Consider the following 16,216-nt stretch of genomic DNA (forward strand, 5'->3'; position numbering starts at 1 on the left):
TATGTCACATTCATACACGATTTTTTCTCAGAAAAAGAATAACCAGTTGCTGGAACCGATGTTTTTCGGTCAGCCTGTAAACGTTGCTCGATTTGATCAGCAAAAATACCCTATTTTTGAGAAACTGATTGAAAAGCAACTCTCATTTTTCTGGCGTCCAGAAGAAGTTGACGTGGCTCGCGACCGTATTGACTACAACGCGCTGCCTGATCATGAGAAACACATTTTTATCAGTAACCTGAAATACCAAACGCTGCTCGACTCTATTCAGGGTCGCAGCCCTAACGTGGCATTTTTGCCACTGATTTCAATCCCAGAGTTAGAAACTTGGGTTGAGACTTGGTCATTCTCAGAAACTATCCACTCACGTTCATACACGCATATTATCCGTAATATCGTGAATGACCCGGCGATCATCTTCGACGATATCGTTGAAAACGAAGAGATCCTCAAACGTGCCCGTGATATCTCTGCGTATTACGATACGCTTATCGAGATGACCAACTATTACCATATGTTTGGTGAAGGAACGCATACCTTTGAAGGTAAGGAAATCACTGTTTCACTGCGTGCACTCAAGAAACAGCTGTATTTATGCTTAATGAGCGTAAACGCTCTCGAAGCTATCCGCTTCTACGTCAGCTTTGCGTGCTCTTTCGCTTTTGCAGAACGTGAACTCATGGAAGGTAACGCGAAAATCATCAAACTGATTGCTCGCGATGAAGCTCTGCACTTAACGGGTACTCAGCATATGCTAAACCTGCTACGTTCAGGACAAGATGATCCTGAAATGGCCGAGATTGCTGCTGAGTGTGAAGAGGAATGTTATCGACTGTTTGTAGATGCCGCAGAACAAGAAAAAGAGTGGGCTGAATATTTATTCAGTGAAGGCTCTATGATTGGTCTGAACAAAGATATTCTGTGCCAATATGTGGAATATATCACCAACATTCGTATGCAAGCAGTTGGCCTGAAATTACCATTTGAAGCGCGCTCCAATCCGATTCCGTGGATCAACGCATGGTTAGTGTCTGACAACGTTCAAGTGGCACCACAAGAAGTCGAAGTCAGCTCTTATTTAGTCGGTCAGATTGACGCTGAAGTTAATACCGATGATTTGAGTGATTTCGAACTGTAATTATGGCAAGTCATAAAATCACCCTGCGTCTTACGCAGGGTGTGCAAGTTCCCTACCATACCGATGTTCACTCAAGTTTATTGGAAGCACTTGAAGACAGTCGAGTCCCCGTTGAATACCAATGTCGAGAAGGCTATTGTGGCTCGTGTCGCGTAACATTACTCAAAGGTAAAGTCGGCTATAAACGTAAACCCATTGCGTTTATTCAAGAAGGTGAAATTCTACCTTGCTGTTGTCACCCACTTTCCGATATTGAAATCGAGTAGCGGTGCTAGTAATACTGTGTATCTAGCCATAACATAATAAAAAGCGACTGCTTTGATAACTCGAGCAATCGCTTTTTGCTTATAAAATAATACCCAAAATAATTCGAGTTACAGGTAGGGTGCAAATGAAGCTAGACGGGGAGCACCCGACTAGCTAAGTGAAGCTAACACCCCTGCGGCTTTAAGTATGATGGGGATTTTTATAAATAACCGTACATCGCGGCAAAAATCCATCCAAACACACAGGATACACCTACCCCAATTAAGCCTGGCAGGATAAAGCTATGGTTGATAACAAATTTACCAATACGTGTTGTACCCGAACGGTCAAACTGGATAGCAGCAAGGTCACTTGGGTAAGTCGGTAGGATGTAGTAACCATAACACGCTGGCGCAGATGCAATAATATACGCAGGATCAACACCGATACCCAATGCAATTGGCACTACTGCGGCTAATGCTGCAGCTTGTGAGTTAACAAACTTAGAGACTAACAATAAGATAACCGCATAAGCCCATGGGAAATCTTTCACTAATGAACCTAAAGTGCCTTTTATTTCATCCATATGGGCACCGAACATGGTTTCAGCCATCCATGCGATACCATACACGGCAACAATCGCTATCATCCCTGAACGGAACACTTCGTTCTTAGAAATTTGCCCTGGATTGGTTTTACAAATGATAATAATCAGTGCACCCGCCAGCAGCATAAACATCTGAATGACCAGAACCATGGATAATGGTTTACCGTTATTCAATGGTCTTAATTCCGAGAATGCCCCCAGCAATGCCACGACGACGATAGACGCTAAGAAAATCCACATTGCTACCCAGTTGATTTTCGGTAACTTTTTATCTAGTAGCGTGACGCTATCGCCATAAACGTAATCATGGTTTTCGGGAACAGAAATAAACTCTTGAAAAACAGGGTCTTTATCTAAATCCTTCCCACGGAACCAACTAAAGATACCAATGGCTAAAATACCAATTAACGTTGATGGGATGGTAATCGCGAGTAAGTCTAAGAATTCTAAAGATTTACCATTGATAGAAACGCCATTTAGCATCGCAACTAATGAAACAACTGCCACAGAAACAGGGCTGGCAATGATCCCCATCTGCGCACCGATACTACTCGCCGCCATCGGTCTTTCAGGGCGAATATTATTTTTGATCGCTGCATCATAAATGATGGGCAAAATGGTATACACCACATGCCCTGTACCACACAAAATGGTTAAGATGCAGGTGACAAAAGGTGCAACAATGGAAATGTATTTTGGATTTTTACGCAGTAAACGTTCTGCTATTTGTAGCATAACGTCCAAACCGCCTGAGGCTTGTAAGGTTGCTGATGCGGCAACAACAGCAATAATAACTAACATGACGTCTACAGGCGGTTTTCCTGGCGGTAAACCAAAACCAAAGACGAGAATAACTAGGCCCACACCACCTAGCAGTCCGAGCGCCATCCCCCCTTTTCTTGCTCCGTAGAACAAGCAGACAAGAATAATGGCAAGTTGAATCATAAAGTCCATAGGTCCATCCTTTATTTATAGGTTTCCACTATTATCCAGATGGTCTTAACTTATTAATTTGATTTATATTAATTTAAAAAACAATATTGTTTTATTTTCATTCGCAATATTTTGCCTTCATCACAATATTTGCCTTTAGTTGCTGCCATAATGCTCAGTTAAATAACATAATGAGTAAAATCAATCTAATACACTCTTATTTTTAACATTTAAAATCTATAAATTTCACATAAATTCCACTTCATTAACCCGCTTTTACACTTCACGATCAACACACTTTCCGACGCAATCATTAAGGAATCTTGTCTCTTATTTTTAATGTAAATAATACATTACACCAGCTGTAATTCAGATTTGACAGGATAAACGCAATCGCATAATCTGCTTAAATTATTAATAACCCGAATTCAATCAGAGGAATTTGTGAAGAATCGTACCCTTGGCAGTATTTTGATCGTAGCAGGAACAACAATTGGTGCAGGAATGCTAGCAATGCCGCTAGCGGCAGCAGGTGTTGGCTTCACTGGAATAGTCTGTTTATTAATTGGTTTATGGATGCTGATGAGTTACACCTCATTGCTGCTCGTCGAGGTTTATCAACACAATCCTGCCAATATGGGTCTCGGTAGTGTCGCGAAAAAATACCTCGGTCCTGTCGGTCAAATTGTCACTGGCTTGAGTATGCTATTGCTGATGTACGCTCTGACGACTGCCTATATTGGCGGTGCGGGCGTGCTGATCGCTGATAGCCTATCTTCTTGGTGGGGAGTTACTGTTTCGACTCAAAGTGCCATTATTATGTTTACTGTTGTGGGTGGTGCAATAGTCTGTGTGGGTACGCATTCTGTTGATTTCATTAACCGCATTCTGTTTACAGCCAAAACGATTTTCTTAGTGATTATGCTTGCCGTCATGATGCCCCATGCAGAGGCGATTAACTTAAGCACTATGCCGCTAGAAAAAGGTCTTGTATTAGCCGCGGTGCCAGTCATTTTTACCTCTTTTGGATTCCACGGAAGCGTACCAAGTTTAGTCAATTATATGAATGGTGATGTACGTAAGCTGCGTATCATTTTTATTACAGGGAGTGCGATCCCGCTCGTCGCCTACATTTTATGGCAAATTGCAACCCTTGGTGCTATCCCATCCGATACTTTTATGGGTATCTTGGCACAATCTTCCGGATTAAATGGGCTATTAACGGCAATCCGTGATGTCGTCGCGACTCCTCGAGTGAACATGGCTGTTGCACTGTTTATGGACTTAGCATTAGCGACTTCATTCTTAGGCGTTGCGTTGGGCTTATTTGATTACCTTGCAGATTTGTTTAAGCGTAGTAATAACTTTGCTGGTCGCGTGCAAACGACGCTATTAACATTTGTACCGCCGTTACTCGCAGCACTATTCTTCAGCAGCTTTGTACAGGCATTAACTTACGCCGCTGTCGCATTATCTGTCCTCGCATTAATCATCCCAGCACTGTTAACGATGCGAGTTCGTAAATTAGAGGCCAAAGGAGTTTATCGCGTCAAAGGTGGCACACCAATTTTAGGTTTAGTTCTGCTCTGCGGTATTGCGGTCATCGCTATCCAATTTGCCATCGTGGCCGGCCTCCTACCGAATGTTGGTTAATCCCCACAAAATTCCACTCATAAAAAAACACCCCAATATGGGGTGTTTTGCTTTTTAAGCTTTTAAAAATGTCTCAATCTATTTTTCAAAATAGTTCATGTTGTAGCTAGGCGGCAAACGCGCTAATCCCTAGGAGCATACACAAGTATGTGACTAGGGTTAGCAAGAGCAGCCAACAACGCTACAACGTGAAGTATGAAGAAAAATTAAAAGGACAGGCCGGCACCTACATACCACCCGTCTGCTAACTTCTCATTACGATCATCATGTGCACCTTTCATTTCAATCAGGCGGTAACCTGCATCCACTGAAAGTGGTTTAAATACGGTGTAACGAGCACCAGCTTTCGCTTCCATGTAGGATTTGCTACCTGAAGTCAGTGATTCTGGTGCGCCGTACGCTTCACCATAGAAACTTAAAGATGGCAGAGCTTGCCAGCTTAAACCACCACCTAACGCTGCAGCCGCACCATTGGAACCATCTTCAGGAGATAAATAGAGTGCTTTACCACCGACATAGGCATTGAATGGTCCTAATGGCAGACCGAAAGTTGCCCCTAGGCTACCTAACTCACCATTGTGGTCACTGCGCGCCCAAGAGCCATTAAAGGCTAAACCTGAACCTTGAGTTCCTAAACCAGCACTTAATTCTGTAAAATGTTCACCCGCGCTGAAATCAGCAGAAATGGCTTGAGCAGCACCCATGTAAAATGCAGAGGTCGCTGCAACAGCTAAAAGAACTTTGCGCATCATTATTTCCTTTATTATTAAAAATTGAAGTATCGTGACGATGTTACGTGATTTACTGCACACACTCAGTCTTTTTTGCTTAAATTTACGTTAGAACACCTTGTAACGCACAATAAGTGAAATTGATCAGTAGTTTACTTCAATCTCGCCCGCCTTTTTCTGATAAAACCTTGGACTATGATTACAGTGATTGGTCAGAGCGATTAGCTAATTAATTCTTTGCTTATTATACTCTTCATCAAGTTTATTATAGAGATGAAGTGATATTCTACAAATATTCATCCAGTTAGTTACTTTTGTGTAGTCTATAAATCTAATAGCTTGGGAGTATTGTGATGAAAAAAAGAGGTCTAACTACCGCTTCAGGTGCACCTGTTGTGGATAACAATAACGTGATGACTGCAGGTAAGCGTGGTCCGATGTTATTGCAAGATGTGTGGTTTTTGGAAAAGCTCGCCCACTTTGACCGTGAAGTGATCCCTGAGCGTCGTATGCACGCCAAAGGTTCAGGTGCATTCGGTACTTTTACGGTAACCCATGACATTACTCGCTATACTCGCGCTAAATTATTTAGCGAGATCGGTAAGAAAACGGATCTGTTTGTTCGTTTTTCTACCGTTGCTGGTGAGCGCGGTGCTGCCGATGCAGAGCGTGATATTCGTGGCTTCGCGATGAAGTTTTATACCGAAGAAGGTAACTGGGATATGGTCGGTAACAACACCCCAGTCTTCTACTTACGCGATCCACTAAAATTCCCTGATTTAAACCATGTGGTAAAACGCTGCCCTTATACCAACATGCGCAGTATGGCGTACAAATGGGACTTTTTCTCTCATTTACCCGAGTCTCTTCATCAGTTAACCATTGATGTCAGTGACCGTGGACTGCCAAGAAGCTATCGCTTCATGCACGGCTTTGGTAGCCACACCTATAGCTTTATTAACGCTAACAATGAACGCTTCTGGGTAAAATTCCATTTCCGCAGCCAACAAGGCATCGAAAACCTGATGGACGACGAAGCTGAAGCATTAATTGGTAAAGATCGCGAAAGTTCTCAGCGTGACCTATTTGAATCAATCCAACGTGGTGACTACCCTCGCTGGAACTTACAAATTCAGATCATGCCGGAAAAAGAGGCATCTACCGTACCTTATAATCCATTCGATTTAACCAAAGTTTGGCCACATAAAGATTACCCATTAATTGATGTGGGTTATTTTGAATTGAACCGCAACCCAGACAACTATTTCTCTGATGTAGAACAAGCGGCATTTAGCCCAGCAAACATCGTTCCGGGGATCGGTTTCTCCCCAGATAAAATGTTGCAAGGTCGCCTATTCTCTTACGGGGATACTCAGCGTTACCGTTTAGGTATTAACCACTATCAAATCCCAGTTAACGCACCACGTTGCCCATTCCACAATTATCATCGTGATGGTGCAATGCGTGTGGATGGAAATAGCGGTAATACCGTCACTTATGAGCCAAACAGCGCAGGAATGTTCCAAGAGCAGCCAGATTACAGCGAACCCCCATTATCCATTGAAGGGGCTGCCGATCATTGGAATCATCGCGAAGACGAAGATTACTTCAGCCAACCGCGTGCTCTGTATGAATTACTGGATGATGCGGAACATCAGCGTATGTTCCAACGTTTAGCTGGTGAGTTGATTGAAGCATCAGAAGAAACACAAAAACGTCAAATTGACCTGTTTAAAAAAGTGCACCCTGAATATGGTGCAGGGGTTGAAAAAGCGTTGAATGCACTGAAATAATTCAGTGTTTTAAGTACACCAAGCGCTAGAATTCTCTAGCGCTTTTTTTATTTGTTCATACGGTACGTTGAGCTAAGACCCATCGTTTAACTTGCTGGCGAGACACTTTAATCCCGCCCGCTTTCAAATCCGGGTCTAAACGATAAAATGCCATCGGAAACTGGTAGGGTGCTAACTTATCTTTTAGCCAATCCGCCAGCATGTTTAAGTCAGTTGATTCCTCAGCGTCAATCACCGCAACAGGTCGTTGTCCAAATTGCACATCATCAACCGGAATAATAAAGCTTTGGTGTACATCAGGATACCCATTAATGACTGCCTCAATATCTTCAGGCTGGACACATTCTCCACCACTGATAAACAGATTATCTAGACGCCCTAAAATCTGATATTCACCTTCTATGAATGCGCCTTTGTCATTCGTTTTAAACCAGCCATCAACCCGTTTTAGGGGATACAGTTGCCCGTCAAACCAATATCCTAATGATTGACTATCTGACTGGATTTGGATTTCCTCATCCACAAGGCGAACTTGCTTACCTTTGAGTGGTAAACCAACCCCTTTTTTACCATCCGCGCGTTTCGCACAAACCGTTGACGCCATTTCTGTCATACCATAGCCACTCCAGCAGACAATGCCTTGCGAAGCAGCCAGTTCAGTTAATGTCGTTGGGATCATTGCCCCACCAAGTAGAACTTCTTTTAATGCGACTTGCTCAGGCATTGTATCATTTAGCAATCGCCATAATTGTGTCGGCACTAATGATGCATGACTCACACACTGTAACGCTTCGGATAATGGTGTTGAACGTACGGCAATTTTTGCCCCTCTGAATAACCAGCGCCACACAATGCCTTGACCAGAAACATGAAATAATGGCAATGAAAGTAACCAACAATCATCTTGTTGATAATTCATGGCATCAAGGACACCGGCTGCGCTATTGAGATGAGCTGAAACACTGTGAACAGCCGCTTTAGGTAACCCTGTCGAGCCAGAGGTTAAAATTAACGTTGCAGGTTGTTTATAGGTATTCTGGAAACAAATAGAAGGAAAATCATCATACTCAGTAAAATGAGCATACAGTTGATAATCCAAGTGACGATAATCCGATAACACATTGTGCTCATTCGTAAAATCAATCACTGCGCTAATATCAAGATGCGGAAGTAAGTCATTTAACAACCGCTCAGGAAGACGAGGATTAAGTGGTAACACCCTCACCCCGCAAGCGATCAGTGCTAGCTGGCTGAGTAACAAATCTACCGAATTTTTACCACGTAACGCCACACATTGCCCTTCGCTCACCCCTTGCATGGCAAAGTAAGTCACTAAATCAGCAATATGTTGGTTTAACTCATGCCACGAGACTGATTCAGTGTCAGTCAGTAATGCCGTTGCATTTGGCTGAAGACTGGCCCAGTGCTGCCAAGGCCAGTCAGTGAATGGTGTAATCGTGGATTCTGTTACAGTAGATGGGGTTAACTCTGCCATACAACCGTCAGTTCATCTAACTGTTGAACAGGAATTTGGCACCCAGGCCATGGTCGAATCAACTGAGATTGGATCAGTGAAACGGTGTCTAACCCCGGAATGGTATCAGGCGTCAGCCAATGTGCGATGCGCGCTAACTGAGTTAAACCAAAGCTGGATTCAATGGACGAGCTAATGACGGCCTGCATACCTAACTGATGCGCTTGCTCCACTAAACAACGACAATAACTCAAACTGCCAGTTAGTGTTGGTTTAATGATGATCGCAGCAACACCCGCTTGTGCTTCCACTTTAAAACCGTCTTCTCGTACACTTTCATCCCATGCAATGGCAATGCCGGTATCCGCAGAAAATTGCAAAGACTCCTCTCGGGTTTTGCAGGGTTCTTCAAGAAAAGCAATCCGACTACGGTAATCAGGATTCACATATTTGGCGAAGCCATCCGCTTTTGCCCGAGTCCAACTGCGATTAGCATCTAAACGCAATTTGAGTTCAGGAACGGCTTCCAATAACAAGTTAGCCACCATACCATCACGTACAGCTTCATAGAGCCCCACCTTCACTTTAGCCACCTTTTCCCCTTCCATGGCATCAAGGCTGAGGATTAGATCGTCAGGGTCACCGCTACATAATGGCGCTTTACGATAGTCGGCTTGTTGAGGAAGTTCGCCCGTTAATTCCGCTAACGCGCAGCTACAGCCAAAGGCGACAGAAGGTAAATGGCTTGACGTCATTGTGCCTTCATTCACCCATCCATTTAGCCATGCGATGGTTTCAGCAGTTGCTTCCTCCAATGTTTCACGGCTAAATTCAGGTAAAGGAGAAATTTCCCCCCAACCTTCGCTATCCCCATCTTGTAAACACACTAATAACCCATCTCGAGTTTTCAGTCGTTGATAGCGAAGGATAACGCCTGCCTCCATTGGCAGGCTGAACGAGTAAAGTTTGGCTTTTCTCATTATGGATTACGCTTATATTTAGAGAAATCTGGAGCACGTTTTTCGTTGAATGCGTTACGACCTTCTTGACCTTCATCCGTCATATAGAACAGCATAGTCGCGTTACCTGCTAATTCTTGCAGACCGGCTTGACCATCACAGTCAGCATTCAAGGCAGCTTTCAGGCAACGTAATGCCATTGGGCTGTTTTCCAGCATTTCACGACACCAACGCACAGTTTCTTTTTCGAGATCAGCATAAGGAACAACGGTATTGACCAGTCCCATATCTAAGGCTTCTTGTGCATTGTATTGGCGGCATAAGAACCAAATTTCACGTGCTTTCTTTTGACCGACAATACGCGCCATATAAGATGCGCCCCAACCGCCATCAAATGAGCCTACTTTTGGACCTGTTTGACCAAAAATAGCGTTATCAGCCGCGATAGTTAAGTCACACATCATGTGTAAAACATGACCGCCACCGATAGAGAAACCCGCAACCATTGCTACCACAGGTTTCGGACAAGTACGAATTTGACGTTGGAAATCTAATACGTTCAAATGGTGTGTGCCGCTTTCATCACGGTAGCCGCCGTAGTCACCCCGGATTTTTTGGTCACCGCCTGCGCAGAAGGCTTTTTCGCCTTCGCCAGTGAGGATAATTGTGCCAACATGGTCATCATAACGCGCATCAGACAATGCTTGGATCATCTCTTTTACGGTCTGTGGACGGAACGCATTACGCACTTCAGGGCGATTAATGGTGATTTTAGCAATCCCTTCAGGGGATTTATGATATCGAATATCTTCAAAACCTTCTGAGCAATCTTGCCACTCAATCGGTGCGTACAATTTTTCTTCGCTTGGATAAATCATTATCAAGTTCCTTTAACCACAGTGTGATAAAAAATGGTGAAGTGCAATCACATAATGTTGGGGGTTTTCCCGATGCGCATTATGCCCTGCATTCTTAATTAGCGTAAACGGCAATGCATATTGTTGCGAAACGCTTCGAAATTTTTGGTCCTTTTCACCGCAAAAATAGCAGTAAGGGACCGATAAATGCATCAAGGGTTCGACTAAAAACGGCTGTTTGGATAATGAGGTATTTTCCAACATATCCGCTACGGCTAAGGGGTTATTCAGGGCGCGTAATGCAACCAAATTAGCACGTTGTTCGTCGGTAAGATCGGCAAAAACCGCTTGCTGATACCAGTCATTCAGTACTCGCTCAATAGGTTGGTGGCGAAAACGTTCCGCCCATTGATGGTCATGATTCTCTCGAGCTTGGCGTTCTTGTGCATTCTGTAAACCCACATTCCCACCTTCAATCACCAAGCCTTGTAATCCTTTATGATTTGCAAAGCAGGCAAAATGCATCGCCAAACGAGCACCGAGTGAATAACCGACCAAAACAAACCGTTGAACGGCGTACTGCTCCAGCAAGCGAGACAATTGCTGATTAAAATCACTAAAACCTTGGCAAGTAATGTGACACGAGTCGCCATGCCCCGGTAAATCGACGACTAATCGGGGATAATTGGGGCAAGCTTCTACAATGGATGACCAGTCATCCGCACTACCAAACAACCCATGTAGAAAAACTAACCAAGGTGTTTGGTCATTTTTTTCTTGGCTGGGATAACTGTGCGCGGCTAACACGGCAAACTTTCCACTTCTTGCAGTAATTTTTTCAGAGTGCGAGCCCCTTCATCACCGTCAACCACCAGCTCAACAAGCAGCGTTCCGTGCTGGTTATGCCAAAATTCATCAAGCGTCTCTTTTAAGCTTGTCCAATCTGTCGGGGCGCAATATTGCAGACCAAACATCATCGCAGCGCCAGCAAAACTCACATTTTGAGGCATGCAGTAATAATTTTGTCGAGCCTCAGGTGACGTTGGCAACATGGAGAATATTTGCCCACCATTATTATTCACGATAATCAAGACGCTCGGCGCGGAAGGCTCACGTAATAACGCTAAACTATTTAGGTCATACAGCGCTGAAATGTCACCAACGATACCTAACGTCGGTTTAGCAGTAGCGCGTTGCACCCCTGCCATCGTCGAGATCAGCCCATCAATACCACTTGCGCCACGGTTACTGAACACAGGATATCCTGCCGGTAACTGGGCGAAGGCATCAATTAAACGAACAATTAAACTGTTCCCCACAAAAAGTTGCCCACGAGGAGGAAGAAGATCGGGCAATTGATGCGCGACAGCAGCTTCTGAAAATTGGTTTTTCAACTGTATTTCAATATGTTGTGAAGTACGATTCGCTAAATCAGCAAGATCTGCACACCATGGGCTACGTGGCTGAGTTGGGTGTTGTTCCAACCATCTTTTAATGCTGCACGTGAGCTTGCGCCCCTGATGATTGGCTGGGTCTAAACGTCCCGGTATTGAATCCACTATCCAATACTCTTGGGGATGACATTGACTTTGCCATTGCAATGCGCGTTTTCCAGTCAGGCTTGAACCAAATTGCACCACTAATTCAGCCTCATCTAGCCAAGCCTTAGCGTTCGGGTGCTGTAACCATAAATCAGCACAAGGGTAAGGCTGCCCGGTTTGAGAAAGTACGTCACCAATAAGTGGCCAGCCTAATTCGTCAGCCCATTTAGCCACGAGCTCGCCATCACTGCTGCTCATACGCCCAGCGACTACCACGCCTTTTTTCTGACGCCAGAAATACCAATCAGCAACCAGAGCCACAGTATGGGTCAATGGCTCAATCAACCATGGATGGGATGATTGCCACCAATCACCCAAACTTGCCTGCCAGTCAGTATCGCCTTCTGTTTCTCCGTACAATGGCTCAGCAAAAGGGCAATTCACATGGAATGCACCATGTCGCAACTGATTCATCCCATTATCAATCGCGGAAACCAGCCATTTTGCGGAAATATCACGGGTTGGTCTTGGCAGCATTAAATTTTCGAAAGGATGACTCGCAAAAATATGAGTTTGGCGAATAGCCTGATTCGCCCCGCAATCAATCAACTCAGGCGGCCTATCGGCGGTGAGAAAAATAACTTTTTCCCCTGTTAATCCAGCTTCAATGAGAGACGGATAGAGATTGGCTACCGCAGTCCCTGAAGTCACAATAACGCCAACAGGCTCGCTACTCGCCTTCGCAAGCCCTAGCGCAAGGTGCCCTAATCCGCGCTCGTCAAAGTGCGTATGGCAATGAAGTTTCGTGTTATTGATCGCTGCCAACGTCAATGGTGTGGAACGAGATCCTGGTGCAATACAGATATTTTTCATTCCGTGACGGGCGAGCGCCTCAATAATTACCTCAGCCCAACGGAGATTAAATGCTGAATTAGACATAATGTGCTCGGTAAATTATTCATGATGCTGAGTGTAATAGGATTAAGAAAAATTTCTTGATCTCAGAACAATTTTTCATGAACTAATTGAAAATAAAAAAGAAATAACCATTTTAGCTATAGGGTTTTTAGTGTATTTTGAGTAAGGACTTTAGCCCAGCAGCTTTGTTTTCAATTTCTTCCCATTCTTGTTCAGGATCTGAATCTCTCACAATCCCCGCGCCTGAATAGAGCGAAATTTGTCTATTATCAATTTGAGCACAACGCAGCGAAACCGCAAATTCACTTCGATTCAAGCTGACAAAACCTCCCGTTCCCGCATACCATCCTCGAGAAAACGGTTCATGCTGAGCTAAAAACTCACGAGCCACTGAGCGAGGTAAACCACAGACCGCAGCCGTTGGTTGTAAACGTTGTAAACAGTCGCTATCCGAAGGTGTTAATAATGTCGCCGCGATAGAGCGATACAAATGCTGGATTTTTCGAAGGCGGATAACTTTTGCAGATGAAACGTCAATACCTGTAACTGCACCTTGTAGCTGTTGGCAAATATCATCAACCACCACCAAATTTTCATGTTGGTTTTTACTGTCTTCCATTAACCACTTAGCATTTTCAGCCGCAATCACATCATCAGTATGATTTGCGACGGTTCCGGCTAATGCTTCTGAGTTAAGTTGAGTTCCTTGGCGCAAATAAAGGCGTTCTGGCGTCGATGACATAAACCCTGAATGAGCGCTAAAGGCCATCATAAAGTGGTAGCAATGATGATTGACTTTTTGGCTGGCGGATAAAAATTCAGCGACAGTAATAGGCTGGGTTAACGATAATTTCGTTTCCCTCGCCATCACGACTTTTTCCATTTTACCTGCGCGCATATCTTGGATAGCGCCAGTTAATCGCTCACACCATTCATCATGATCGGGGATATGTTGCTGCCCAATAATCTCAGTTGATAGTATAGACAACGTATTCGATGTTGATTTCAGCTGCTGTAAAAATGCCATTGCATGCGGTATGTCTTCAGCACCGTCGATGTTTAATGTCACCGTAACGGCGGAACGTAAACGAAATATTTCTAAGCGAGGTAAAAAATAGAATGCGGATTCCCGTTTAAGCGCATCGCTAATCCCTTCACCCACTGCGTTCCAACCATTCAAACCCCATAATCGCATATCCGGCATTTCTGCATGTTCAGCGATAAATTGTTCGGCATCAGTGATGGAATTAAACGATCTTACCGTCCCCAGAGCACTGCACTCTTCGGAACCGGTACGATGATACCAATAAAACTGAGGATAGCTATCTTGGGCTGATAACCATGCTAACCCTGGGAATACCTCTTTCGTGTCCATTTGCCACACTAAACGGGTATATTCGTGAGGATTAAGTACTAATGTCGACAAATGATTCAGAATTTCAGTTAATAATTTATCAATTTTTGTTTTTGTCACTTTAGATTCCCACTGCTACATCACAACGACATCGATTTACTTATAATTATTATATATCGCAATGTAATTTATTAACACATTCATTATTAATGACATAATCCGTTCAAAAAACAGCCACAAAGAGAGCGAAAGTGATACTTTGCAAGTCATTTAAGATCACAAAAATTATTGATTATCAAAATGTTAAGTAAGCTTTTTTCTCGCTACCTCACTTTAAATGAAAATCTCAGAAACAGATAGAAAATATAAAATAGCAATAATTTATATTATAAATTATTTTTATTCTTATCTTTTTTAGAGGATAGGCTTTCTATTTCAGTACTTTTAATTTGCATATAGAAATCTATTTTTTTACATGATTTGCATTTTTACCTGTCTGAATAACGGTAACTAGATTAATTGTTAAATATTAAAAACTACAACCAAGGAGTTATTTTTTAGCGAGGATTTTCATTTTTTAATATCAACGTAAGCTCTACGTTTCTAGTAGGTTATGAACTATAAACTTGAAAGAGTAAATCCTCCTGATCATGACCATTAAAAACTCATTATGATTAGAAAATTACAACTATTAACAATGAAATATTCAAAAAACAAATCGTCATATAAGTGAAAAGATAATTAGTTTTCTAATTTTATCATTCTATCTTCATTCAATTAATTGGAAATCCACAATGAATACTCAGTTTAATTATGACAGAATCATTGAAAAGGAAAGTATTGGTGACGCAACTCTTGCATTATTAACCAATCAAGATTCTCTATCCGCAAGATCAGCGGGTATATTCACCCTTGAAGACCTCATCAGTATTCATCGGCATGTTCAATTCGCATTGGCACTTCCGGTAAAAGACAGTGACATCTTAAAATGGTTTGGCATTAATGATGAAAATAGCGCATCACTTCCTGCAATTGAACTAATGGATATCATCATTGATATTCGCAAGCATGCTAATTCCTGGAATAATGTCGAATTGAAAGTTAAAGAACAATCCGTCGATTTATCGCTAACAAGTCGAAATATCATGCAAACTGGCGGTCAAGTTCTTGAATATATTAATCACATGCCGATTATTAAAAAAATTTCTGATACCTTAGAGGATTTATCTGAAGAAAGTTTAAGTCAGATTACTTATCAAAATGATGACCAACAAATTGCCACTGAACTTTTAAGTATTTTACATTTAATTAAAGGAGATATAAAACAACAGTCAATTAAAACCATTCATATTAAAAATACAGTCTCTGATTTTCGCGCCTATATTACTGGTGGATATCTTTCAGACTATACCCATGTAGAATCATTACTTTTCACTTTAAAAGGACTATATCAACAATTAGAATCTAAAGAGGATCCAAGTAATAATGAGTCATTCTTAAAAGAATTGATTACTTTTAAGAAAAATGAACTGCACCAACTCGAGCAAGAATATAGCCACTTTGTCAAACTCTGCTTTACAGGACTTGCAGGCGGCATTATAGGTTTAATCATCACAGGCAGTATTTTTGGTTCAAAAGCAGAAAATATTCGTTATCGAAAAAACATGCTGATTAAAGAGATTGAAGAAATAAACCATAAATTGCATCAAGAGCAGTTATTACAAAAAACCATTTTCGATATCCAAATTAATTTACAGAAAATTGATGGCTTATTTAAAGATGCTCGTCTCGCAATTGACCATTTAGATTATATGTGGCTGGTGATCCTCACAGAAATCAAACAATCTATTGATATATTTGCAAGGATAAATAATGCAGAAAAACTGATCCAATTTATCACGCAATTCAAACGTATCATCATGTCTTGGTCCGCTATTCAAGACTATTCAATTCATTTGATTAAGCTATTTGACGAGCTACAAATCAGTGAAAAAAATTCACAATAAAAGGCG

13 protein-coding genes are annotated in these 16,216 nt (G+C 42.4%); 5 read left to right on the plus strand and 8 right to left on the minus strand.

What is annotated here, in order from left to right; genetic code table 11:
• The first annotated feature begins 1 nt into the window (after position 1).
• Positions 2 to 1,138, plus strand: coding sequence for a class Ia ribonucleoside-diphosphate reductase subunit beta (nrdB, locus tag PSF16_RS05215; protein ID WP_006661379.1), 1,137 nt, complete (start codon positions 2 to 4; stop codon positions 1,136 to 1,138).
• A gap of 2 nt (positions 1,139 to 1,140) precedes the next feature.
• Positions 1,141 to 1,404: a class I ribonucleotide reductase maintenance protein YfaE gene (gene yfaE / locus PSF16_RS05220; protein ID WP_036961183.1), complete on the plus strand. Its 264-nt coding sequence runs from the start codon at positions 1,141 to 1,143 to the stop codon at positions 1,402 to 1,404.
• A 200-nt stretch (positions 1,405 to 1,604) separates the two neighbouring features.
• On the opposite strand, the gene PSF16_RS05225 is transcribed toward yfaE, so the two are convergent.
• On the minus strand, positions 1,605 to 2,945 hold the full coding sequence (locus tag PSF16_RS05225; RefSeq protein WP_272688911.1) for an anaerobic C4-dicarboxylate transporter: 1,341 nt from the start codon (positions 2,943 to 2,945) through the stop codon (positions 1,605 to 1,607).
• Positions 2,946 to 3,428: 483 nt separating this feature from the next.
• Here PSF16_RS05225 and tyrP point away from each other — a divergent pair, with 483 nt between their 5' ends.
• Positions 3,429 to 4,577 (plus strand): tyrosine transporter TyrP, encoded by a 1,149-nt coding sequence (tyrP, locus tag PSF16_RS05230; protein WP_432652901.1) that lies wholly within the window; start codon positions 3,429 to 3,431, stop codon positions 4,575 to 4,577.
• Positions 4,578 to 4,783: 206 nt separating this feature from the next.
• Here tyrP and PSF16_RS05235 read toward each other — a convergent pair whose 3' ends face one another.
• Positions 4,784 to 5,326, minus strand: coding sequence for a YfaZ family outer membrane protein (locus tag PSF16_RS05235; RefSeq protein ID WP_006661376.1), 543 nt, complete (start codon positions 5,324 to 5,326; stop codon positions 4,784 to 4,786).
• Positions 5,327 to 5,661: 335 nt separating this feature from the next.
• Between PSF16_RS05235 and PSF16_RS05240 the strand changes: the two genes are divergently transcribed.
• Positions 5,662 to 7,101, plus strand: coding sequence for a catalase (locus PSF16_RS05240; protein WP_006660304.1), 1,440 nt, complete (start codon positions 5,662 to 5,664; stop codon positions 7,099 to 7,101).
• A gap of 55 nt (positions 7,102 to 7,156) precedes the next feature.
• Here PSF16_RS05240 and menE read toward each other — a convergent pair whose 3' ends face one another.
• From menE to PSF16_RS05270, 6 genes are all read right to left on the minus strand, one after another.
• Positions 7,157 to 8,596 (minus strand): o-succinylbenzoate--CoA ligase, encoded by a 1,440-nt coding sequence (gene menE / locus PSF16_RS05245; RefSeq protein ID WP_272688913.1) that lies wholly within the window; start codon positions 8,594 to 8,596, stop codon positions 7,157 to 7,159.
• Entirely contained in the window at positions 8,584 to 9,555 is a 972-nt protein-coding gene (menC, locus tag PSF16_RS05250; RefSeq protein WP_272688914.1) for an o-succinylbenzoate synthase, read from the minus strand. The genes menE and menC overlap by 13 nt, the downstream gene beginning before the upstream one ends.
• The gene (gene menB, locus PSF16_RS05255; protein WP_006660301.1) at positions 9,555 to 10,412 is read right to left on the minus strand and encodes a 1,4-dihydroxy-2-naphthoyl-CoA synthase; all 858 of its coding nucleotides are present in this window, start codon (positions 10,410 to 10,412) and stop codon (positions 9,555 to 9,557) included. The genes menC and menB overlap by 1 nt, the downstream gene beginning before the upstream one ends.
• A gap of 12 nt (positions 10,413 to 10,424) precedes the next feature.
• Complete coding sequence (gene menH / locus PSF16_RS05260) at positions 10,425 to 11,198, minus strand: 2-succinyl-6-hydroxy-2,4-cyclohexadiene-1-carboxylate synthase (RefSeq protein ID WP_272688915.1); 774 nt, start codon at positions 11,196 to 11,198, stop codon at positions 10,425 to 10,427.
• Positions 11,192 to 12,871, minus strand: a complete 1,680-nt coding sequence (gene menD / locus PSF16_RS05265) for a 2-succinyl-5-enolpyruvyl-6-hydroxy-3-cyclohexene-1-carboxylic-acid synthase (protein ID WP_272688916.1) — start codon at positions 12,869 to 12,871, stop codon at positions 11,192 to 11,194. Before menD ends, menH begins: the two co-directional genes overlap by 7 nt.
• A gap of 127 nt (positions 12,872 to 12,998) precedes the next feature.
• Positions 12,999 to 14,324: an isochorismate synthase gene (locus tag PSF16_RS05270; protein ID WP_272688917.1), complete on the minus strand. Its 1,326-nt coding sequence runs from the start codon at positions 14,322 to 14,324 to the stop codon at positions 12,999 to 13,001.
• Positions 14,325 to 14,998: 674 nt separating this feature from the next.
• Here PSF16_RS05270 and PSF16_RS05275 point away from each other — a divergent pair.
• Entirely contained in the window at positions 14,999 to 16,210 is a 1,212-nt protein-coding gene (locus tag PSF16_RS05275; RefSeq protein WP_272688918.1) for an alpha-xenorhabdolysin family binary toxin subunit A, read from the plus strand.
• Positions 16,211 to 16,216 lie beyond the last annotated feature (6 nt).

It is taken from the genome of Providencia sp. PROV033, assembly GCF_028484855.1.
GTDB lineage: Bacteria > Pseudomonadota > Gammaproteobacteria > Enterobacterales > Enterobacteriaceae > Providencia > Providencia alcalifaciens.

Bases quoted from the DNA above. Each gene is read 5' to 3' on its own strand.
- nrdB (WP_006661379.1), top strand. From the start codon at position 2: ATGTCACATTCATACACGATTTTTTCTCAGAAAAAGAATAACCAGTTG.
- yfaE (WP_036961183.1), top strand. From the start codon at position 1,141: ATGGCAAGTCATAAAATCACCCTGCGTCTTACGCAGGGTGTGCAAGTT.
- PSF16_RS05225 (WP_272688911.1), bottom strand. From the start codon at position 2,945: ATGGACTTTATGATTCAACTTGCCATTATTCTTGTCTGCTTGTTCTAC.
- tyrP (WP_432652901.1), top strand. From the start codon at position 3,429: ATGCTAGCAATGCCGCTAGCGGCAGCAGGTGTTGGCTTCACTGGAATA.
- PSF16_RS05235 (WP_006661376.1), bottom strand. From the start codon at position 5,326: ATGCGCAAAGTTCTTTTAGCTGTTGCAGCGACCTCTGCATTTTACATG.
- PSF16_RS05240 (WP_006660304.1), top strand. From the start codon at position 5,662: ATGAAAAAAAGAGGTCTAACTACCGCTTCAGGTGCACCTGTTGTGGAT.
- menE (WP_272688913.1), bottom strand. From the start codon at position 8,596: ATGGCAGAGTTAACCCCATCTACTGTAACAGAATCCACGATTACACCA.
- menC (WP_272688914.1), bottom strand. From the start codon at position 9,555: ATGAGAAAAGCCAAACTTTACTCGTTCAGCCTGCCAATGGAGGCAGGC.
- menB (WP_006660301.1), bottom strand. From the start codon at position 10,412: ATGATTTATCCAAGCGAAGAAAAATTGTACGCACCGATTGAGTGGCAA.
- menD (WP_272688916.1), bottom strand. From the start codon at position 12,871: ATGTCTAATTCAGCATTTAATCTCCGTTGGGCTGAGGTAATTATTGAG.
- PSF16_RS05275 (WP_272688918.1), top strand. From the start codon at position 14,999: ATGAATACTCAGTTTAATTATGACAGAATCATTGAAAAGGAAAGTATT.